General features: G+C 58.5%; 18 protein-coding genes, 2 tRNA genes and 1 pseudogene. 12 read left to right on the forward strand and 9 right to left on the reverse strand.

Translation table 11 applies throughout. The annotated features are described in order from the left end of the window. Positions 1 to 60 precede the first annotated feature (60 nt). The 6 genes from CKW31_RS06015 to CKW31_RS06045 form a co-directional block, all read right to left on the reverse strand. Positions 61 to 1,047, reverse strand: coding sequence for a TauD/TfdA family dioxygenase (locus CKW31_RS06015; RefSeq protein ID WP_095093478.1), 987 nt, complete (start codon positions 1,045 to 1,047; stop codon positions 61 to 63). Between the two features lie 14 nt (positions 1,048 to 1,061). Further along, entirely contained in the window at positions 1,062 to 1,796 is a 735-nt protein-coding gene (locus CKW31_RS06020; RefSeq protein WP_095093479.1) for a thioesterase II family protein, read from the reverse strand. A gap of 3 nt (positions 1,797 to 1,799) precedes the next feature. Further along, entirely contained in the window at positions 1,800 to 2,018 is a 219-nt protein-coding gene (locus CKW31_RS06025; RefSeq protein WP_095093480.1) for an MbtH family protein, read from the reverse strand. A 353-nt stretch (positions 2,019 to 2,371) separates the two neighbouring features. Then, the gene (locus CKW31_RS06030; RefSeq protein ID WP_095093481.1) at positions 2,372 to 3,097 is read right to left on the reverse strand and encodes a hypothetical protein; all 726 of its coding nucleotides are present in this window, start codon (positions 3,095 to 3,097) and stop codon (positions 2,372 to 2,374) included. A gap of 483 nt (positions 3,098 to 3,580) precedes the next feature. Further along, positions 3,581 to 3,657: transfer RNA gene (locus tag CKW31_RS06040), tRNA-Asp, on the reverse strand. Between the two features lie 20 nt (positions 3,658 to 3,677). Further along, positions 3,678 to 3,753, reverse strand: a tRNA-Val gene (locus CKW31_RS06045). A gap of 161 nt (positions 3,754 to 3,914) precedes the next feature. Between CKW31_RS06045 and rdgC the strand changes: the two genes are divergently transcribed. The 10 genes from rdgC to CKW31_RS06095 all read left to right on the forward strand — a co-directional run bounded on the left by rdgC (position 3,915) and on the right by CKW31_RS06095 (position 14,916). Beyond that, on the forward strand, positions 3,915 to 4,835 hold the full coding sequence (rdgC, locus tag CKW31_RS06050) for a recombination-associated protein RdgC (RefSeq protein ID WP_095093483.1): 921 nt from the start codon (positions 3,915 to 3,917) through the stop codon (positions 4,833 to 4,835). 182 nt (positions 4,836 to 5,017) lie between these two features. After that, positions 5,018 to 5,983 carry a bile acid:sodium symporter family protein gene (locus tag CKW31_RS06055; protein WP_095093484.1) on the forward strand — a complete coding sequence of 322 codons (966 nt, stop codon included), beginning with the start codon at positions 5,018 to 5,020 and terminating at the stop codon, positions 5,981 to 5,983. A gap of 434 nt (positions 5,984 to 6,417) precedes the next feature. Then, positions 6,418 to 7,155: a FadR/GntR family transcriptional regulator gene (locus CKW31_RS06060; RefSeq protein ID WP_095093485.1), complete on the forward strand. Its 738-nt coding sequence runs from the start codon at positions 6,418 to 6,420 to the stop codon at positions 7,153 to 7,155. Then, positions 7,152 to 8,159, forward strand: a complete 1,008-nt coding sequence (locus CKW31_RS06065) for an ABC transporter ATP-binding protein (protein ID WP_095093486.1) — start codon at positions 7,152 to 7,154, stop codon at positions 8,157 to 8,159. The genes CKW31_RS06060 and CKW31_RS06065 overlap by 4 nt, the downstream gene beginning before the upstream one ends. Next, positions 8,156 to 9,295: an ABC transporter ATP-binding protein gene (locus CKW31_RS06070; RefSeq protein ID WP_095093487.1), complete on the forward strand. Its 1,140-nt coding sequence runs from the start codon at positions 8,156 to 8,158 to the stop codon at positions 9,293 to 9,295. The genes CKW31_RS06065 and CKW31_RS06070 overlap by 4 nt, the downstream gene beginning before the upstream one ends. Then, positions 9,292 to 10,794, forward strand: coding sequence for an ABC transporter substrate-binding protein (locus CKW31_RS06075; RefSeq protein ID WP_095093488.1), 1,503 nt, complete (start codon positions 9,292 to 9,294; stop codon positions 10,792 to 10,794). Before CKW31_RS06070 ends, CKW31_RS06075 begins: the two co-directional genes overlap by 4 nt. A gap of 28 nt (positions 10,795 to 10,822) precedes the next feature. Continuing rightward, the gene (locus CKW31_RS06080; RefSeq protein WP_027898078.1) at positions 10,823 to 11,767 is read left to right on the forward strand and encodes an ABC transporter permease; all 945 of its coding nucleotides are present in this window, start codon (positions 10,823 to 10,825) and stop codon (positions 11,765 to 11,767) included. Further along, positions 11,767 to 12,639 carry an ABC transporter permease gene (locus CKW31_RS06085; protein WP_095093489.1) on the forward strand — a complete coding sequence of 291 codons (873 nt, stop codon included), beginning with the start codon at positions 11,767 to 11,769 and terminating at the stop codon, positions 12,637 to 12,639. The genes CKW31_RS06080 and CKW31_RS06085 overlap by 1 nt, the downstream gene beginning before the upstream one ends. A gap of 31 nt (positions 12,640 to 12,670) precedes the next feature. Then, entirely contained in the window at positions 12,671 to 14,266 is a 1,596-nt protein-coding gene (locus tag CKW31_RS06090) for a gamma-glutamyltransferase family protein (protein WP_176469794.1), read from the forward strand. A gap of 200 nt (positions 14,267 to 14,466) precedes the next feature. After that, on the forward strand, positions 14,467 to 14,916 hold the full coding sequence (locus tag CKW31_RS06095; RefSeq protein WP_095093491.1) for a DUF411 domain-containing protein: 450 nt from the start codon (positions 14,467 to 14,469) through the stop codon (positions 14,914 to 14,916). A gap of 113 nt (positions 14,917 to 15,029) precedes the next feature. Here CKW31_RS06095 and CKW31_RS06100 read toward each other — a convergent pair whose 3' ends face one another. Then, complete coding sequence (locus CKW31_RS06100) at positions 15,030 to 16,307, reverse strand: serine/threonine transporter (RefSeq protein ID WP_095093492.1); 1,278 nt, start codon at positions 16,305 to 16,307, stop codon at positions 15,030 to 15,032. A gap of 205 nt (positions 16,308 to 16,512) precedes the next feature. On the opposite strand from CKW31_RS06100, the gene CKW31_RS06105 reads away from it, so the two are divergent. Both CKW31_RS06105 and CKW31_RS06110 read left to right on the forward strand, forming a co-directional pair. Continuing rightward, positions 16,513 to 16,992: a MarR family winged helix-turn-helix transcriptional regulator gene (locus CKW31_RS06105; RefSeq protein ID WP_218192130.1), complete on the forward strand. Its 480-nt coding sequence runs from the start codon at positions 16,513 to 16,515 to the stop codon at positions 16,990 to 16,992. 70 nt (positions 16,993 to 17,062) lie between these two features. Beyond that, entirely contained in the window at positions 17,063 to 18,250 is a 1,188-nt protein-coding gene (locus tag CKW31_RS06110) for an FAD-dependent monooxygenase (RefSeq protein ID WP_095093494.1), read from the forward strand. 123 nt (positions 18,251 to 18,373) lie between these two features. On the opposite strand, the gene CKW31_RS30270 is transcribed toward CKW31_RS06110, so the two are convergent. Both CKW31_RS30270 and CKW31_RS30275 read right to left on the reverse strand, forming a co-directional pair. Then, a complete protein-coding gene (locus CKW31_RS30270) occupies positions 18,374 to 19,225 on the reverse strand; it encodes a methyl-accepting chemotaxis protein (RefSeq protein ID WP_371856700.1) in 852 nt (283 codons plus the stop codon). A 54-nt stretch (positions 19,226 to 19,279) separates the two neighbouring features. Then, positions 19,280 to 20,254 (reverse strand): annotated as a pseudogene (locus tag CKW31_RS30275) (cache domain-containing protein); the annotation flags it as partial. Between the last annotated feature and the right edge of the window lie 190 nt (positions 20,255 to 20,444).

Here is a 20,444-nt window from a genome sequence, read left to right on the forward strand (position 1 = left end):
TCAGCCTTGCCTCAAGCGCTGAAGAGCCAAAGCTAAAAAGCTGACGCGGTAATCAACGCTTCAGGAAAGCGTGCTGACTTGATGACCTTCAGCCATAGCCACCACTACTTTGCGCGGCCCGCTGAACGGCGAGCGGGCGTGGGCAGCCAGCATGTTGTCGAGCATCAGGACGTCGCCGCTGTACCACGGAAAAACCACTTTGGTTTCCTCCAGCACGCCGCGCACTTCATCGAGCAGCGAGTCTTCGATAGGGCTGCCGTCGCCGTAGTACACATTGCGCGGCAAGTCCTCCTCGTCGACCACCTCCAGCAGGTTTTCCCGTACTTCCTGTGGCAGGTTGGAGATGTGAAACAGGTGCGCCTGGTTGAACCAGACCCACTCCGCAGTGCGCGGATGACGCGCCACCGCCTGGCAGAGCTGGCGCGTGCGTAGTTCGCCGTCGTCTTTCCACTCGCACTCGATAGAGTGCTGACGGCAGTAGGCTTCGACTTCCTGCTGGTTATCGGTGTTGAACACTTGTTCCCACGCAACATCCAGACCGTTGCCGAAATTGCGCACGTACATCAGGCCGCGTTCGGTAAAGCGCTCGCGAATAGCCTGCGGCACGCGCCGATAGACCTCGCGGCTGTCCGCCACTGGCGTTTCACCGCCGACCAGCGCGGCCTGCACGCAATAGAACCAGATTCTCATCGGCCATTCGCGGGTGTAGGCCTGCTCGTTGTGCAGCGGAATGTGCTGATGGGCCGGATACTCGGTGGACGTATAAACACCGGAGGTCACATTGCTGCGGGGCGTTGAACCGAACTCGTAGTTGAGTAGCGGATGACCAAAGCCTGCCGCGAACTCTCTGAAGCGCTCGGCACCGCCGACGTGAAAACCACGCAGCAACAGGCCGCCGCACTTTTCCAGGCGCTCGGCGCTCAACACACGCAACTCAGCGAGCGCATCCTGCAGATCAATGCCTTCGTGGCGCGCCTGGACCAACAACGGCAGGTCGCCGCGAACGCCGGGCAACGTATCAAAGGTAAACAGTTGACTGGAATCCATCGCGCATTCTCCGCTCAAGCCGTGACCGGCTGTTGCACTGGCCCGACTGGCTGCAGTCGCTCGACCATCAGCTCGAGCAGGTGCGCTTCATGGGCATTGATAAAAAAGTGGTCGCCGTCAAACATCTCCAGGGAGAAGCCTTCAGCGGTTTCGTTCTGCCACGCCGACAAAGCCTCTACCGACATGCGGTCCTGCTTGCCACCAAACACATGAATCGGGCTACTGAGCAATGCCCGGCGGTCATAGCGGTAACGGCCACACAAGAGAAAGTCAGCACGCAGTACCGGCAGAGTCAGGAGCAGCATTTCCGGGTCCGCGAACACCGCCTCGTCGGTCCCGCCCAACTGACGCAAACGGGCCAGCAACTGCTCATCGCTCTGCTCCGCCTGCAAGTCAGTGTGGTATTCGCGGTGGGCGGGAGCCGGTGCGCCGGAGACGAACAGCATGCGCGCAGGTGGTGCCCCCTTACGCCGCAAGGCGTGGGCCAACTCAAAGGCGAGCAACGCTCCCAGACTGTGACCGAACAGGACGTAAGGCAGATCAAGGCGACCTTCCAGTTCGACGGCAAGCTGCGCCACCAGCGCTGGCATATCGGTTTGCAGCGGCTCGTTAAAACGTCGGCCACGGCCGGGCAACTCAAGCGGACAGACTTCGATCCATGCTGGCAGCGAGCGACGCCAGCGCAGATAAACCATGGCGCTGGCACCGGAGTAAGGCAGACAGAACAGTCGCAGGGCAGGACGCTGCATGGCTTAACGCGCCTCCGTCTGCCCGTCCATCTTTTGCCGCAGGCTCAGGGGCCGCATGTCGGTCCAGACCTGCTCGACGTAGGCCAGGCAGTCAGCCTTGTTGCCCTGCTTGCCCGCCTCACGCCAGCCTGCCGGCACGGCCTTGTAGTCGGGCCACAACGAATACTGTTCTTGCTGATTGATCAGAACCTTGTACAGCGCGTCTTCGCGATCAAATGCCATCGGACTTACTCTCCTGTCGCCAGCGAATAGATCGGTAGAAGGCCTTTTACGTCGGCCTTTTTACCTGCTTTCCAATAAGACGAAGGGAGGATGAGAATAATTATGATTAAGTGAGAGATTGTTTCAGCCTGTGCCGCAGCCGGCATTGCACCGTGCTGCGGGTGTTGCGGGTGTTTTGCGAAGGACGGTCAGCGCAGCGTGCCGCGCAAGCGTGCGACCTGCTCCCGAGCCAGGCGGGCTTTCTGTTGCTTCAAGGAGTTCAAGGGCCTTGAGGAGGTGGAACCTGAACGCAGGCATCGCCCCCAACAATCAAGTTCGACTTTGCTTCCGACCCTATGTCATCAACAGCTCAACTAAAGCTGGGAGAACTCGGCTATCTTTTTCACAAGCTCGGAAAAACTCAATGGCGTCTCAGCCTCATCATCACAACGATTTCTTATCAACGTATACGCATCGATAGCAGGCGACAAGACTTCTATCACATCGCCCTTATAGTTCGTTATTTCGATAAAACCACTGACAACACCATTTAGATTTTCAACTTCTGAAACCAAAGTCGAAAACTTAAATAGCGCACCCTCTTCATCTGTCCCTGCCCCTATGGAGGGATTATCAAAGTAAACATTTAACTTAGGAAAAACGGCTCTCTTCCATTCAAAAATCGGCAACATACGTACCAATTGTTTGAATTCAACCTCACTCTCCCTCCCGGAAAATTCACACTTGAAAATCGGAACACAGAGAAATAGCCCATCACGTTTATCCCGCAAATCCCCTTTCAAATGCCCGTGATAATCCTTTGGAACCGCTATCGCACGAGTAAAGCCATAACTATTTTCTTGCAGACTATATAGGGTAGGCTTAACGGGAGACAGAAAATATGGCAATTGATCCAGTACAGCAGATGCAAACTGGCGGTCATCTACATTTTCAGACCCAACGACAGCATAATGATGAGCACAGCTTTTCAAACAGTATCGAAAAGTTTTCTTTGGAAAATCATACTGAAAAAAAAGATGCCCAGAACTGTCCTCATCGACTACATCAAAAGACTCTAATAAATCCTGCCTGGCAAACATAGTAGATTCTCCTTGTCCTGCTCAGCACCTACGTCCTGCCTTTATCCAATACCGCTCGCCGACATAACCTGGTGGGCCGGCACAAAGGCGCTGGGACGTTCAATCGGGTCGTCAGGACGAGCTGCCTCATTCTCTTGAGAGCAACACTGGTCAACGACTTTCTGTTCAGCTGCGGTGTTCAGGCTACACGGATCCAGCGTTTGCACCAAGGAGGGGGACACAATCCAGCAATAGACGAACCCATACGAAAATTGACGCGCGAAGAATCGTAAAAGACTGTACCCGCTGTTTACTTTGTAGGAGCTGCCGAAGGCTGCGAAGCATTCATCCTGACACACCGCCATCGCAGCCTTCAGCAGCTCCTACAGATTCCCGGGCTGACGCCTGATCAAATCGCAGGAGCAAAAAACCCAGACAACAAAAAGCCCGCACTAGGCGGGCTTTCTGTTGCTTCAAGGAGTTCAAGGGCCTTGAAGCGAAATATGGCGCAGCGGACGGGACTCGAACCCGCGACCCCCGGCGTGACAGGCCGGTATTCTAACCGACTGAACTACCGCTGCGCGTAACACTTAGAGCGAGTTGGTGGGTGATGACGGGATCGAACCGCCGACCCGCTGCTTGTAAGGCAGCTGCTCTCCCAGCTGAGCTAATCACCCTTCACTCTCGGTGTGGCGCGCATTCTACGGAGCGACCTAACCTCTGGCAAGCACTTTTTTAAATAATTTTTATAATCCTTCCAAAGGCTTAGCTCAGGGTTGGCCGCAGGGTAATAGCAGCGAATAATGCCCCACTTTTTACAGAAGGAGAGATTCACCTCATGTGGTTCAAAAACCTGCTTGTCTACCGCCTGACCCAGGATCTGCCTTTTGAAGCCGAAGCACTGGAAACCGCTTTGGCCACCAAACCGGCCCGTGCCTGTGCCAGCCAGGAGCTGACCACTTACGGTTTCGTCGCCCCTTTCGGCAAAGGCGAAGACGCACCTCTGGTGCACGTCAGCGGCGACTTCCTGCTGATTTCGGCCCGCAAAGAAGAACGCATCCTGCCGGGCAGCGTTGTGCGCGACGCATTGAAGGAAAAGGTCGACGAGATCGAAGCCGAGCAAATGCGCAAGGTCTATAAGAAGGAACGCGAGCAGATCAAGGATGAAATCATCCAGGCGTTCCTGCCGCGTGCCTTTATTCGTCGTTCCTCGACCTTCGCTGCCATCGCGCCGAAACAGGGCCTGATTCTGGTCAACTCGGCGAGCCCGAAGCGCGCCGAGGATTTGCTGTCGACGCTGCGTGAAGTGATCGGCACCCTGCCGGTACGTCCGCTGACGGTGAAGACCGCACCTACCGCTGTGATGACCGATTGGGTCACCACGCAGAAGGCTGCCGACAACTTCTTCGTGCTGGATGAATGCGAACTGCGCGACACCCACGAAGATGGCGGGATCGTGCGCTGCAAACGTCAGGACCTGACCAGCGATGAAATTCAGCTGCACCTGAGCACTGGAAAGGTTGTGACCCAATTGTCCCTGGCATGGCAAGACAAGCTGTCCTTCGTGCTCGACGACAAGATGACGGTCAAGCGCCTGAAGTTCGAAGACCTGCTGCAGGATCAAGCAGAACAGGACGGCGGCGACGAAGCCCTGGGTCAACTGGACGCCAGCTTCACCCTGATGATGCTGACTTTCGGTGAGTTCCTGCCAGAGCTGTTTGAAGCGCTGGGCGGTGAAGAGATTCCGCAGGGGATTTAAACAGCACCAGTAATCCGCCTCTTTTCGGAACTCATTGGCTGAATTGAGAGCTGCTTTCTGTAGGAGTGAGCTTGCTCGCGATAGCGGTCTTCCAGATACCTTTTTTTATCTGAAAGACCGCTATCGCGAGCAAGCTCACTCCTACAGGTTTTTTTTCCAACCTAATAAGAAAGGAACCCGCCATGCGTGCATTGGCAGCCTTGAGTCGTTTTGTCGGTAATACCTTTGCGTACTGGGTGCTTCTGTTCGCCATATTGGCCTTCGTGTTCCCCCAAGCGTTCATCGGGCTCAAGCCCCTCATCGTGCCGTTGCTGGGTCTGGTGATGTTCGGCATGGGCCTGACCCTGAAGCTTGAAGATTTCTCCGAAGTGGCGCGCAACCCATGGCGTGTTGCCCTCGGTGTAGTCGCGCACTTCGTGATCATGCCCGGCGTGGCGTGGTTGTTGTGCCAAGTGTTCCAACTGCCGCCAGAAATCGCCGTCGGTGTCATTCTGGTCGGTTGCTGCCCGAGCGGTACCTCGTCCAACGTCATGGCGTGGCTGGCCAAGGGCGATCTGGCGCTGGCCGTTGCCATTGCAGCGGTCACCACCCTGCTCGCTCCGCTGCTGACGCCAACACTGATCTGGTTCCTGGCGTCGGCCTGGTTGCCGGTGTCCTTTATGGATATGTTCTGGTCGATTCTGCAACTGGTCATGCTGCCCATCGTGCTTGGCGTTTTGGCCCAGCGCCTGCTGGGTGCCCGGGTCACTTACGCGATCGACGTGCTGCCGCTGATTTCGGTGGTGAGCATCGTGATGATCGTCTGCGCCGTCGTTGCCGCCAGCCAGGCGAAGATCGCTGAATCCGGCCTGCTGATCATGGCAGTAGTGATCCTGCACAACACCTTCGGCTTCCTGCTGGGTTACTTCACCGGCAAGGTGTTCAAACTGCCGCTGCCTCAGCGTAAATCACTGGCACTGGAAGTCGGCATGCAGAACTCCGGCTTGGGTGCCGCACTGGCCAGCGCCCACTTCTCACCACTCGCGGCCGTGCCAAGTGCGCTGTTCAGCGTGTGGCACAACATTTCCGGGGCACTGCTTTCGACCTACTTCCGCAAGATGAAGGATGACGATGAGCCGGTGAAGGCTCGGTCGGCTGCGGTTGATTGATTAAAACGCCTGTGGATTGAAACGCAATCCTTGTGGGAGCGGTGCTTGCCCGCGATAAGGCTGAACACAATCACTTTAGATCGCGTCCAGCCTTATCGCGGGCAAGCACCGCTCCCACAGGAATCGCATTCCGCCTTGATACCGGGCACCACCCCGGCGCACCACGCCCGCATTGATGCACAAAATCTGAACCTCCCCTGAAATTGGTCCACCCACCCGCGAACCAATTACCGTTCATCCCTCCGAACCACTCTGCCGAACCTTTGCACATTGGCCCCGCCAGCACTGATCGCTAGCAATCACACAGCCTGTTGCGCCTGGAAACTGATCGAACCAATTTCCATTGGCATCGCTCTTGCACCAGCCCTGTTGCCTCGAATCACTGCCTGCAGGCAGCTCAGGGCATCTTTTTCTGGTCTGGCACGAGTACCACGATGCAAAGGTTCGACCCTGACACGCCCATCGACAACTCCTCGAAACTGGCGCTCGATGCCTTGCGGCAGATCGTTGCCCAGCATGCTGCGTTCCCCCAGCGGGCGCTGCCTACCGAGCGCGAGCTGGCTGCCGATTTCGGTGTCAGCAGACGGGCGATTCGTCGCGCGCTGGCAGTGCTGGAAGCCGAAGGCCAGATCTGGCGGCGGCAAGGCAAAGGAACCTTTGTCGGCCCAACGCCGCCCAGCGCGGCCATGAGCTTTGCCCGGCTTTCCGGGCGGACCAATTTCAGCGAGGTCATGGAAGCGCGTCTGCATCTGGAGCCCGCGCTGGCGTCACTTGCCGCAGTCCGGGCCAACGGTGAGCAGATGGCGATCCTGCGCCGCCTTGCCGAGCGCACCACCCGTCAGCAGGCAGCCGAGCATCCCGATGCGGAAGGCATCGAGCTCTGGGACAGCTCCCTGCACCGCGCCATTGCTGAAGCTGCGGGCAATCGGTTGATGCTGGACATTTTCGAAATGCTCGATGCGATCCGTCTGGACCCGGCATGGCGCGACTTGCGTCAACGGGCGCGCAACGCCGACCGCCTCGACACTTATAGCCACGATCACGACGACATCGTCAGCGCCATCGAAACGCGCGACCCGATCAAGGCCGCCACGGCCATGCGCGGCCATTTACGGGCCCTGCAACAGGCGCTGGATAACGTCATCAATCAAGACCTGGAGGCCAGCTTATGAGCGCCACCGCCTCAACCACCGATAACACAGTTCTCAGCGTCAGCGACCTGACCGTGCGCTTCGCAGGTGCTCCCGCCAATGTGGTGGATGGCGTGTCATTCTCGGTCAAGCGCGGCAAGACCCTGGCCATTGTCGGCGAGTCCGGCTGTGGCAAGAGCGTAACGTCCATGGGCCTGATGGGCCTGTTACCCGCGACGGCCGAGGTGGGCGCCAGTGAATCTCTGCTTATAGACGAAGCGTTGCTGGGCATGTCCGAAGAACGCCTGCTGGACGTGCGCGGTAATCGCATGGCGATGATCTTTCAGGAACCGATGACATCGCTGAACCCGGTGTTCACCATCGGTGAGCAGATCGCCGAAAGCGTGATCCGGCATCAGGGCCTCTCGGACAAGGACGCCCGACAACGGGCGCTGGAAATGCTTGAGAAAGTTCGCGTACCGGACGCCCGGCAACGACTGGACGCCTACCCTCACGAACTCTCCGGCGGCATGCGGCAGCGGGCGATGATCGCCATGGCGCTGGCCAACGATCCGGCGCTGATCATTGCTGATGAGCCGACCACTGCACTGGACGTGACCATTCAGGCACAGATCCTCTCGCTGGTCGCCAACCTGCAGACCGAAACCGGCACCGCGATGATTCTGATCACCCATGACCTGGGCGTGGTCGCCGAAGTCGCTGACGACGTGATGGTGATGTACGCCGGACGCGTGGTGGAAAGCGGTCCGGTGAAGACGCTTTTTGACGATCCACAGCACCCGTACACCATCGGCCTGATGGGTTCGATGCCGTCGATTGGCCCACGTGAAGGTCGTCTGGCAACGATCAATGGCCGAGTGCCGACGCCAGCAGAAATGCCCAGCGGTTGCCGCTTCGCCGGGCGCTGTCCGTTTGTCATCCAGCAATGTAGAGACGAGCGTCCGCCGCTGCTTGAGTTGTCCCCCGGACACTTCGCCGCGTGTATCCGCGCGCCTTTGGAACAGCATGTGGGAGTCAGTGCGTGAGCCTTTCCGAACGAGACATCGCCGAGCGCAGCAAAGGCAGCCCCGAAAGCAGCACGCAGAAACCCATTCTGGAAGGCATCGGCCTGAGCAAACACTTTGCCGTGGAAAGCGGTCTGTTCCAGCCGAAGAAACCACCTGTGCAGGCGGTCAATCAGGTCAACCTGTCGGTTCGCAAAGGCGAGACACTGGCGTTAGTGGGCGAGTCCGGCTCGGGTAAATCAACCCTCGGTCGCCTGCTGCTCAACTTGCTGCAACCGACCGCGGGGGACGTGATTTACGAAGGTCGCAACCTGGCCAACCTGCCGCCGGAAAAGCTGCGTCAGGTACGCCGCGACTTGCAAATCATCTTTCAAGACCCGTTCGCGTCGCTGAACCCGCGCATGACCGTGGAATCCATCGTCGGCGAACCGATCTGGCTGCACAGCGAAGCCAGCCGCAGTGACCGTCAGGCCAAGGTTGCCGAACTGCTGCGCACGGTCGGCCTGGCCCCGGAACACGGCGGCCGTCATCCCCACGAATTCTCCGGTGGTCAGCGCCAGCGTATCGGTATCGCTCGTGCGCTGGCCTCCGAGCCGCGATTGATCCTCGGCGATGAACCGGTGTCGGCGCTGGACGTTTCGGTGCAAGCCCAAGTGGTCAACCTGTTGGAAGACCTCAAGCATCAGTTCGGCCTGACCCTGGTGATTGTTGCCCACGGACTGGCAGTGATCCGCCACATGAGCGACCGCGTGGCGGTGATGTACCTGGGCGAAATCGTCGAACTCGCGCCGGTCAACGCGCTGTTCGAAAACCCTTTGCATCCTTATACCCAGGCGCTGATGGCCGCTGTACCCGTCAGCCATCCGGATTTGCGCCAGCCACGGCCATTGCTGGGCGGCGACATGCCCAGCCCGAGCCGCCCGCCTTCCGGTTGCCGTTTTCATACCCGCTGCCCCCACGCCCGTGCGCTGTGCAAAGAGGCCGTGCCGGTCATGGAAACCGTCGAGGCCGAACGTCAGGTGGCGTGCCACTTCTGGCGTGAAATCGCCAACGCAGGCAGCGGCACCTTGATCCTTCCAACACCCAGCGCTGCCTACACCCAGCGCCTGAATCTGTTCAAGAACCATCAATCCCTTGCAGTGGAGAGCCAGCCATGAAAATCGCACGCGTCATGACAGGAACATTGTTATTGCTGGCCGCCAACGCCGCCTTTGCCGAATCGACGTTGCGCATCGGTATTCAGGACGATCCCGATGTGCTTGACCCGCATCGCTCGCGCACCTATTCCGGGCGTCTGGTCTACACCGCGCTGTGCGACAAGCTGGTGGACGTCAATCCGGACCTGACGTACGCACCACAACTGGCCACTGCCTGGAACTGGAGCGAAGACGGCAAGACCCTGACCATGACCTTGCGGGACGGCGTGACCTACCACGATGGCGAACCTTTCGATGCGGCCTCGGTGAAGTTCAACCTCGACCGCGCCCGCACCCTGCCCGACTCCCTGCGCAAAAGCGAACTGGCCTCGGTGGACAGCGTGGAAGTGATCGACGCGAAAACCGTCGCCATCAAGCTCAAACAAGCCGATGCCACACTGGTTTCGCAACTCTCGGACCGTGCCGGGATGATGCTCGCGCCGAAGGCCGCTCAGGGCGAATTCGCGTCCAAACCTGTCTGCTCCGGGCCCTACAAATTCGTCCAGCGCGTGCAGCAGGATCGCATCGTACTGGAGCGTTTTGATAACTACTGGAACAAGCAGGCCTATCACTTCGACAAAGTCGTGTTCCTGCCAATTCCGGACACCTCGGTTCGCCTGGCCAACCTGCGCTCCGGCGATCTGGACATCATCGAGCGCGTCGCGCCGACCGACGTAAAAACCGTCAAGGGCGACAGCAAGCTGGCGATCTACAACACGCCAGGCCTGGGCTATATGCAGCTGATGTTCAATATCGGCAACGGTGAAAAAGCCAATACGCCCATGGGCAAAGACAAGCGCGTGCGCAAGGCATTCGAGCTGTCCATCGACCGCGATGCGATCAATCAGGTGGTATTCGAAGGCCTGTACGCCCCAAGCGCTCAGCCGTTCCCGAAAAACAGCCCGTACTACGATCAGGCGCTGCCAATCCCGGTTCGGGACGTCGAGAAAAGCAAGGCGCTGCTGGCTGCGGCAGGTGTGAAACTGCCTTTGGCGGTAGACCTGAAAGTGGCCAACAACCCGATCGCGCAACAGGTCGGGCAGATCATTCAGGCCATGGCTGAAGAAGCGGGCTTCAAGGTCAATCTGATCGCCACTGAATACGCCACGATGCTCAGCGAACAGCAGAGCGGCAACTTCCAGATCGGCATGAGCGCCTGGTCGGGCCGTCCTGATCCGGATGGCGACATCCACCAGTTCGTGACCTGCAAAGGTGGCCAGAACGACGGTAAATACTGCAACGCCAAGCTCGACGAACTGCTGAACAAGGCACGCACCGTCAACGACGTCCCACAACGTCAGGCGCTGTACAACGAAGCATTGCGTTTGCTGGCTGACGAAGTACCGACCGCGTACCTGTATTTCGACCCGCGCATCATTGCCATGCGTAACAACGTGACCGGCTTCGTGCCAAACCCGGACGGTCTGATTCGTCTGGCCAACGTCGCGTTCAAACCATGACTGACGGACGCACCTGCGAGGTTCCGGCATGCTGATGTTCATCCTGCGACGCCTGCTCAGCTCGATCCCGACGCTGATTCTGGTTTCGCTGTTCGTTTTCACCCTGCAGAAGCTGCTGCCGGGTGACCCGGTGCTGGCCATGGCCGGGGAAGAACGCGATCCGGCGGTCATGGAGTACCTGCGCGACAAGTACCGGCTTGATGACCCGATCCCGTTGCAGTACCTGAACTGGGTCGGCAACGTGCTGACCGGCGACTTCGGCACCTCGCTGCGCACCGAGCAACCGGTGACCACGCTGCTGGCGTCCAAGTTGCCGGTGACCATTGAGCTGGCAGTGCTGGCCTTGCTGATTGCGCTGCTGATCGGCATCCCCACCGGGATCATCTCGGCGGTGCGCAAAGGCACCGCCGTGGATTACGGAGCCAACGTGGTGGCGCTGTCGGGGATTTCCATTCCGCACTTCTGGCTGGGCATCCTGCTGATCATGATCTTTGCGGTGAAACTGCAATGGCTGCCCGCCTCCGGTTTCGTGCCCATGGGAGAGGATTTCGGGCAAAACCTGAAGACCTTGATCCTGCCCGCCTTCGTGTTGGGTGCCGGGTTGTCGGGGATTCTCATGCGCCACACCCGCAGCGCGATGCTCGAAGTGTTGCGTACCGATTACGTGCGTACTGCCCGGGCCAAAGGACTGTTCCCGCGCACGGTGATTCTCAAGCATGCGCTGCGCAACGCATTGATGCCCATCGTCACGCTGACCACCTTACTGTTCGGTGAACTGCTTGGCGGCGCAGTGCTGACCGAGCAGGTCTTCAGTATTCCGGGCTTCGGCAAGATGATTGTCGATGCGGTGTTCAACCGTGACTACGCCGTGGTGCAAGGCGTGGTGCTGTGTGTCGCGATTGGCTTCCTGATGCTGAATCTGCTGGCCGACGTGCTTTACCGCCTGATCAACCCGCGTCTGAGGACAGCCTGATGACCGCTATTGCCAGCCTCCCGCACAGCGCGATCCTGCCCCGCAGTCGCTCGCCGTTCCTGAAGAAATTCCTCGCCAACAAAGGCGCGGTGATTGGCGCAGCGGTGTTGCTGCTGTTTGTCCTGGCGGCCCTTCTGGCGCCCTGGATTGCGCCCCATGATCCGCTCAAAGCCAACTTCCTCGCCGTGCGTAAAGCGCCCTCGCTGATCTACTGGCTGGGCACTGACGAACTGGGCCGGGATCTGTTTTCGCGGTTGCTGTTTGGCGCTCGCAGTTCGCTGCTGGCCGGTGGTGTTTCGGTGGCCATCGCCATGTTTATCGGCGTGCCCCTGGGCCTGCTGGCCGGGTATTTTGGCGGCAAACTGGACATGATCATTTCGCAGGTCATGGAAGCGCTGCTGTCCTGCCCGTTTCTGGTGTTGGCCATCGCGCTGGGCGCCTTTCTCGGCCCAAGCCTGACCAACGCGATGATCGCCATCGGTCTTTCCGCCATGCCGATTTTCGCCCGGTTGACTCGCGGCCAGGTGCTGTCGATCAAGCACGAGGATTATCTGGAAGGTGCTCGTGCGATTGGTCTGCCGGATCGCTGGATCATCCTGCGTTACGTACTGCCCAACGTGATGTCGCCGCTGGTGGTGCAAGCGACGCTGACCATCGCTTCGGCGATTCTGGCTGAAGCCAGCTTGTCGTTCCTCGGCCTGGGCCAGCAACCGCCCTCGCCGTCCTGGGGCTCGATGCTCAATACTGCGAAGAATTTCATGGAGCAGGCTCCGTGGATGTCGATTGCGCCCGGCGTGGCGATCTACATCACGGTCCTGTGTTTCAACCTGCTGGGTGACGGCCTGCGCGATGCGCTGGACCCCAAAGGCTAAACCTTTCGTTTTCTGCCAAAGAGAAACGCTTATGTTCGATGATCTGGATTACAGCCAACCTTACGCTTCCGCACGTTCGCCAGTGATGGGCAACAACATGGTCGCCTGCTCCCAGCCATTGGCTGCTCAGGCCGGGCTGGACATGCTGCGCAAGGGCGGTAATGCGGTCGACGCCGCTATCGCTGCGGCCATGGTGCTGACCGTGGTCGAACCCACCGGTTGCGGGATTGGCAGCGATGCTTTTGCCATCGTCTGGGACGGCAGCAAGCTGCAAGGCCTGAACGCTTCCGGTCGTGCGCCGCAAGCCTGGACGCCCGAGTACTTCGCTGGCCAAAAACAGATGCCACAACGTGGCTGGCCAGCCGTCAGCGTGCCGGGTGCGGTATCCGCTTGGGTTGAGTTGTCCGAACGCTACGGCAAACTGCCCTTCGCTACTTTGGCGGAACCAGCGATTGGCTATGCCCGTGACGGTTATCAGGTCACGCCGATCATCGCCGAACTGTGGAAACGCGGTTCGCAACTGCTCAAGGATCAACCGGGTTTCGCCGAGTGCTTCATGCCGGATGGCAAGGCGCCGCTGGCTGGCGAAAAAATCCAGCTCAAGGATCACGCCCGCACCCTGGAGCTGATTGCCCAGACCAAAGGCGAAGCTTTCTACCGTGGCGAACTGGCTGAAACCATCATTGCCCATGCCAACGCCAATGGCAGCGTCATGAGCCTCGATGATCTGGCGACGCACACCGTGGACTGGATCGACACGCTGTCAGTGCCTTATGCCGGGGCCGTGGTTCACGAATTGCCACCGAATGGCCAGGGCATCGCCACACTGGCTGGCTTGACCATGCTGGAAGCACTGGGCGTGGGCGAGCATCCGGTGGACAGCCTTGAAACCGTTCACCCGGTGCTGGAAGCCATGAAACTGGCCTTGGCCGATCTTGACGAACACGTCGCCGACAGCGATCACATGCGTGTGCCTTCCGAGGATTTGCTAGGCAAGGCGTACCTGATGGAGCGCGCCGGACTGGTCACCGATCAGGCCGCTAATCCGGGGCACGGCTCGCCAAAACCGGGCGGCACTGTGTACCTGTCAGCAGCCGATGAAAGCGGCATGATGATCTCGTTCATCCAGTCCAATTACATGGGCTTTGGCTCCGGCGTTGTCGTGCCGGGCACCGGCATCAGCATGCAGAACCGCGGCGCGGGCTTTTCGCTGGACCCGACCCACGTGAACTACGTGGCGCCGCGCAAGCGTCCGTTCCACACCATTATCCCCGGATTCGTGATGAATGCCGACGGCACGCCGTTGATGTCCTTCGGCTTGATGGGCGGCCCGATGCAGGCGCAGGGTCACCTGCAGATGATGATGCGCATCCTGCGCTACAAACAGAACCCGCAAGCCGCCGCCGACGCACCGCGCTGGAGGATCGAGTCGGGTCTGAAGGTTGCTGTGGAGCGTGCGTTTGATCCGGAAGTGGTCAAGGCACTGCGCGCCAAAGGCCATGACATCGATGTCGAAGAGCCAAGCGGCGTGTTTGCCTTCGGTGGCGCACAGATCATCCAGCGCACGGCCCATGGGTATGTGGGTGGGACTGATCCGCGGAAGGATGGGCTAGTCGCTGCGTACTAACTGACTAAGCGCGGTTAAATGTGGGAGCGGTGCTTGCCCGCGAGAAACGATAACGCGGTGTGTCTTCAAGCTTCGTCTCATGCATCGCGGGCGAGCACCGCTCCCACAAGGAACCGCGTACATCGTTTAGGGCCAAGGTTTTCCAGCCCTCACAACCCGTGTAGCCTTTGCCCTTTGAATATTCCTTGAGCACATCTCTCATGACGCTTTTGAAGATCAAACAGGCCAGCCTGATCGCCCTCCTCGGCTTCAGCACTCTGCTGCACGCCGCGCCACAAACCATTGACGTGCACCGCGATCCGAATTGCGGTTGCTGCACCAAGTGGATGGCGTACCTCAAGGAAAACGGTTTTACCGTGAATGATCATCCCGAAGACAACATGAGTGCCGTGAAGGAAAAACTCGGCGTGCCCGAGAAACTGGGCTCATGCCACACCGGCGTGATCAACGGCAAGTTCGTCGAAGGTCATGTGCCAGTCTCGGAGATTCGCGAGCTCGTGGCCCGGAAAGACCTGATCGGCGTCGCCGCACCCGGCATGCCGATGGGCTCGCCGGGTATGGAGTCGGGTAATCGCAGAAGCGCTCACCAGATCATTGGCCTGACCGCTTCGGGTGAAGAGCAGGTAGTGGCGGACTACCCGGCGCAGTGAGTTTTCCCTGCAGACACAACCCCGTAGGAGCTGCCGAAGGCTGCGAATGGCGGTGTATCAGGATTAACGCTTCGCAGCGTTCGGCAGCTCCTACAGGAATTGCATTCCAACGACTACTGCATCAATGAATAAACCAGCGCCAGCATCGACACCACACCCACAACTACCACAAACACGTTGGATGCCTTGCCTGCGTACTGACGCATGGCCGGAACCTTGTGGATGGCGTACATCGGCATCAGGAACAGCAACGCGGTAATGATCGGCCCGCCAAGGGTTTCGATCATGCCGAGGATGCTTGGGTTAAGCGTAGCGACCACCCAGCACACCACCAGCATCATGGCCGCGGTCAGGCGGTCGAGTGCTTTCGGCGCCGGGCGCAGACCGGTTCTCACCACAATACCTTTCAAACCTTCACTGGCACCGATGTAGTGGCCCAGGAACGATTTGGCAATCGCCACGAAGGCAATCAGCGGCGCGACAAACGCGATGGTCGGGTTGCTGAAGTGGTTAGCCAGGTACGACAGGATCGAGATGTTCTGGGTCTTGGCTTCAGCCAGCTGTGCCGGTGACAGGGTCAGCACGCAGCTGAACACGAAGAACATCACCATGATCACCATCAAGCCGTGGGCACGCGCAAGGATCTGTGAGCTTCGACCTTCAGCCTGAGCGCCATACCTGCGCTTCTGGTCAACGGCAAACGCAGAAATGATCGGCGAATGGTTGAAGGAAAACACCATCACAGGAATCGCCAGCCAGAAGGTATGCAGGAATGCCGAAGGCGCCGGCAGCGTGGTGGCTGTGCTGAGAATGCCGCCGTTCCAGTGTGGAATCAGGAACACCGCAAGGAACAGCAAGGCCACGATGAACGGGTAGACCATCAGGCTCATGGCCTTGACGATGAACCGTTCGCCGCAGCGCACCACTGCCAGCAAGCCAAGGATCAGCACAAATGCCAGCAATGCACGTGGCGGCGGCTGAATGTGCAGTTGATGCTCTAGAAAGCTGCCGACGGTGTTGGTCAGCGCCACGCTGTAGATCAGCAGAATCGGGAAGATCGCAAAGAAGTACAACGCGGTGATCAGCGTGCCGGCGCTTTTGCCGAAATGCTGTTCGACAACTTCGGTGATGTCCGCCCCTTCTCGACCGGACAGCACGAAGCGGGTTAGACCGCGATGTGCATAGTAAGTCATCGGAAACGCCAGCAACGCCAGGGCCAGCAACGGCCAGAAGCCGCCAATACCTGCGTTGATGGGCAAGAACAACGTGCCTGCGCCGATGGCGGTGCCGAACAACCCGAGCATCCAGGTGGTGTCATGACGACTCCACGCCGCAATCGGTGTAGCGGCTGCATCGAAACGCTGTTCGACGCTATTGGCCTGATCATTCATCCGGTCGAATCTCCGTGCCGGTTAATACAACATGGCAGGGACGCGTCAGAAAAACTGGGCAGTTTCGCGTCCCCTCAGAAAAGAGGGGCGCGATTGTCCGGGATTACGCCAGAAAATCAAAGGTTTGTCGGACGAGGAGAGTCTGATCAGGCGTGGATCAGGCTGACCGGACGACGCCTTTGATGCGAATCCCCAGCAACAGGTAGTGGAACCTTTCAAAATCCGACAAAATGTTCCGATGAAGAATGATAAAGACATCCACCCGGAAGCCGCCGTCGCTCCGGGCTATCTCGCCAATCACGCGGAACGCGTGTTCAACCGTGCGACTGACGCTGCCTTACGGCAATACGGTATTTCGTTGACCCTCCTCGGTCCTTTATTGTGGCTTGCATGGCGCGGCCCCATGCTTCAGCGCGACCTTGTGAAAGCCTCTGCCGTCAAACAGCCCGCGATGGTTGCGACTCTGGACAAACTGGAAGCTGCAGGCCTCATCCAGCGTTCCGTTATCGCCACAAACAAGCGCGCTGCAGAGGTGAACATCACAACACGTGGTCAGGAGGTAGCAGCATTAGGAAAACAGGTTTTGCTCGATACCAATGCTCGTGGGCTGGAGGGCTTCAGTTCAGAGGAGGCTGCGGTTTTCGTGGCGTTGCTCCAGCGCTTCATCGGCAATCTGGAAGAGTAACATTTTGCATCACGCGTGATGTTTATTTATATCACGCGTGATACAAAGTGCGGATTACAGGAGAATCCGCATGTCCAGAAGAATCCTCATCAGTGGGGCAAGTGTTGCAGGCAACACCACAGCCTGGTGGCTTTCCCGCCATGGCTTTGATGTGACCGTTATAGAAAAGGCCCCTCAATTTCGCGATGGCGGCCAGAACGTCGATGTGCGTGGCGCTGGTCGCCAGGTCTTGCGAAAGATGGGGCTGGAGCAAGCGGCTCTCGACCTCACCACCGGTGAGGCGGGCACGGACTGGGTCGACCAGCATGACAACACTATCGCGCGGTTTGCAGTCGAGGACATGGGCGACGGGCCTACAGCCGAGCTGGAAATAATGCGCGGCGATATCGCCAGCATGATCTACGAGCCTGCAAGTCAGCGGGCGACTTTTCGCTTCAACGAGACAATCAAGGCTCTGGAACAGGATGCCCACGGCGTCACTGTCCATTTCCAGAACAGCCCAAGCGATCGCTACGATGTCGTAATCGTTGCAGAAGGGGTTGGCTCACCCACCCGCGAATTGATTTTCCCGGGCGAGAACAAGCCGAAGTGGATGGATATGACGATCGCCTACTTCGCAATCCCGAAGACGTCCGAGGATGGGGTGTTTGCCCGTCAATACAATACAGTTGGCGGCATCGGTGCGACGCTGAAGCCCGGTCGACAGGACACCGTCCATGTTTACATGGGGATGCAGAAGAAGCCCGAGGGTGAGAATGAATGGGGTGCCGAACGTCAGAAGCAGTTCCTGCAGGAGAGATTCGCGAATGCAGGATGGCACTTCCCGCGCATTCTCGACGGTATGTCCAGGACAGATGATTTTTATTTTGATGTGCTTCGACAGGTCAGGATGAACCGATGGTCCGAGGGTCGCATCGTCCTGACTGGCGATGCGGCCTGGTGCGCGACTCCTTTGTCCGGGATCGGCACCACGCTCGCGATTATTGGCGGATACGTACTGGCGGGCGAGTTGTCGAGAACAGAGGATATTCCATCCGCTCTGGCGGCGTACGAGCGGGTCATGCGGCCATTCGTGAAAGAAGGCCAAGGCGTTCCGAAGATCGTTCCACGTATGCTCTGGCCTCACACCCCCGCTGGGCTGATGTTACTCAGGGGCGCAATGCGGACTGCAGCCAGGCCGATGATACGAAAAACCTTCGCCAATCTGTTCCTTCGTGATTCGGAGAAGGTGGAGCTTCCAGATTACGAGTCAACCTGAGCCTTTGACAGAACACCCAGTACGTCGAGCGCTCACTGACATGAATCGTGCTTTCCATCGCGCTGAAAAAAGGCCAGGAGTTACAACGCTCACTGGCCTTTGCTGACATCACCGATAGACCGGTCAGATCTTGAAGCTTGCCACCAATTGCTTCAGGCGCCCTGCCTGTTGAGACAGTGCTGCGCAGTCGGACAGGGTTTCGTTGAGGTTGGCGACGCCCTGCTGGTTAAGCATGTTGATCTGGCTGATGTCGACGTTGAGCGTCTCCACCACGGCGGTCTGCTCTTCGGTGGCAGCCGCCACTGACTGGTTCATGCCGTCGATTTCACTGATGCGCTGGGTGACGCTGGTCAGTCGGGTGCCTGCCTGGTTGGCGACGTCAACGCTGTCGCGGCTGCTGGCCTGACTCTGGTTCATGTTCTCCACCGCGTCATGAGAACCCTGCTGCAGCTCGCCGATCATCTTGTGCACTTGATCGGCAGACTCTTGAGTCCGGTGCGCCAGGTTACGTACTTCATCGGCTACCACCGCAAAGCCACGACCGGCTTCACCTGCGCGCGCAGCTTCAATCGCCGCATTGAGCGCAAGCAGGTTGGTCTGCTGCGAGATGCTTTTGATCACGTCGAGAATCTGCCCGATGTTTTCAGTGCTGGTGTTCAGGGTTTCAATTTGCGTGCACGAATCGCTGATCTTGGATGAAAGACTGGTCATGGCCTGAATGGTTTTTTCCACCACTGCGCGGCTGTCTTCTGCCTGCTCACGGGCCTGGCTGGCCTGAGCGGAAGCATCGGAAGCGTTGCGGGCAATCTCCTGGGTGGCAGCGCCCAGTTCGTTGATCGCGGCGGCCACGCTATTGGTCCGAGCGCTCTGCTCGTCAAAGCCCAGAATCGAGGAATTGGACGATTGCTCCACCCGTTGCGACAGGTCATGAACCAGTAGCGTCGCTGAAGAAACTTCCGAGATGGACGCATGCACGCGCTCGACGAACCGGTTGAATGAACCACCCAACTCGGCAAACTCATCCTTGCCCTGAATGCTCAGGCGGCGGGTCAGATCACCCTCACCTTGCGCGATGTCCTGCATGGCCCGGCCCATCGCCGTCAATGGACGCATCAGCGCGCTGATCAGCAGACTCAACAGCAAAGCGATGACGATGACGGCCACCACCATGGCAATAAGCGCCGAGGTCCGGAATTCGCCCAGTGGCGCGTAAGCTTTGTCTTTATCGATCGACAGTCCGATGTACCAGTCCGCCCCCGGCAACCCACTGATCGGGGCGAATGACAGCAAGCGTTGCTGGCCGTTGAGGGTAACTTCACGCAACTTCTTGTCCAGCGTCAGGGTCTGCCCTGGATAGATGTCCTTGAGATTTTTCATCACCTGGTCTTTGTCCGGGCTGACGATTACCTGTCCGTCGCCGCTGACCAGGAAGGCATGTCCCAGGCCGCCGAACTCTACTGAGTTAACGATTTTAACCAGGGTCTCCAGGCTCAAGTCGCCGCCTGCGACACCGGCAAGCTTGCCGTTGATTTTGATCGGACTGGCAATGGTCACCACCAGCCCGCCTACCGAGGCCAGGTAAGGCGCGCTGATGATGGTCTTGTCGGCGGTGACCGTCGAGGTGTACCAGGGACGCTTGCGCGGATCATAACCGGCAGGCATTTCGGCGTCCGGCCGCTGCGTGAATACGCCGTCAGTATCACCGACATAGGTGAACTGGAAAGTCGATGTCAGTGACGGTTGACCGATCAGGCCACCCAGATCGCTTTGAGTGCCTTGCCGCGCGACGTTCTGCCCGAGGTTTTCCAGAACCAGAATGCGTCCGCTCAACCAGCTCTGAATGCCGGTCGCTGTCAGCTCGCCCGCCTGAGCCACCGAGTTCTCAAGGTTTTTGGTAATCGTATTGCGCTGCAGATAATCGTTGTACAGCGTGAATAACGCGAACGCCAATACCACAATGAGCGAAGCAGCCAGCAGAATTTTATGACGAAACTTCAAAGCCATTACGACACTTCCTCTCCGATCACAAACCGATTAAAACGGTGGGATGCGATAGTTTTAATAGATTTGCATTTTTCATGGTGATTGCTGAGCCCCTTTGAAAACGGGCCCTCCAAGGCATGAAGCCAATACATTGGCGTTGGATTAAAGTCACCGTGCAGTGTTTACCGCAGTACGGCGACCTATTACCTTG

Origin of the sequence: Pseudomonas sp. Irchel 3A5, from assembly GCF_900187575.1 — a bacterium.
Lineage (GTDB): Bacteria > Pseudomonadota > Gammaproteobacteria > Pseudomonadales > Pseudomonadaceae > Aquipseudomonas > Aquipseudomonas folii.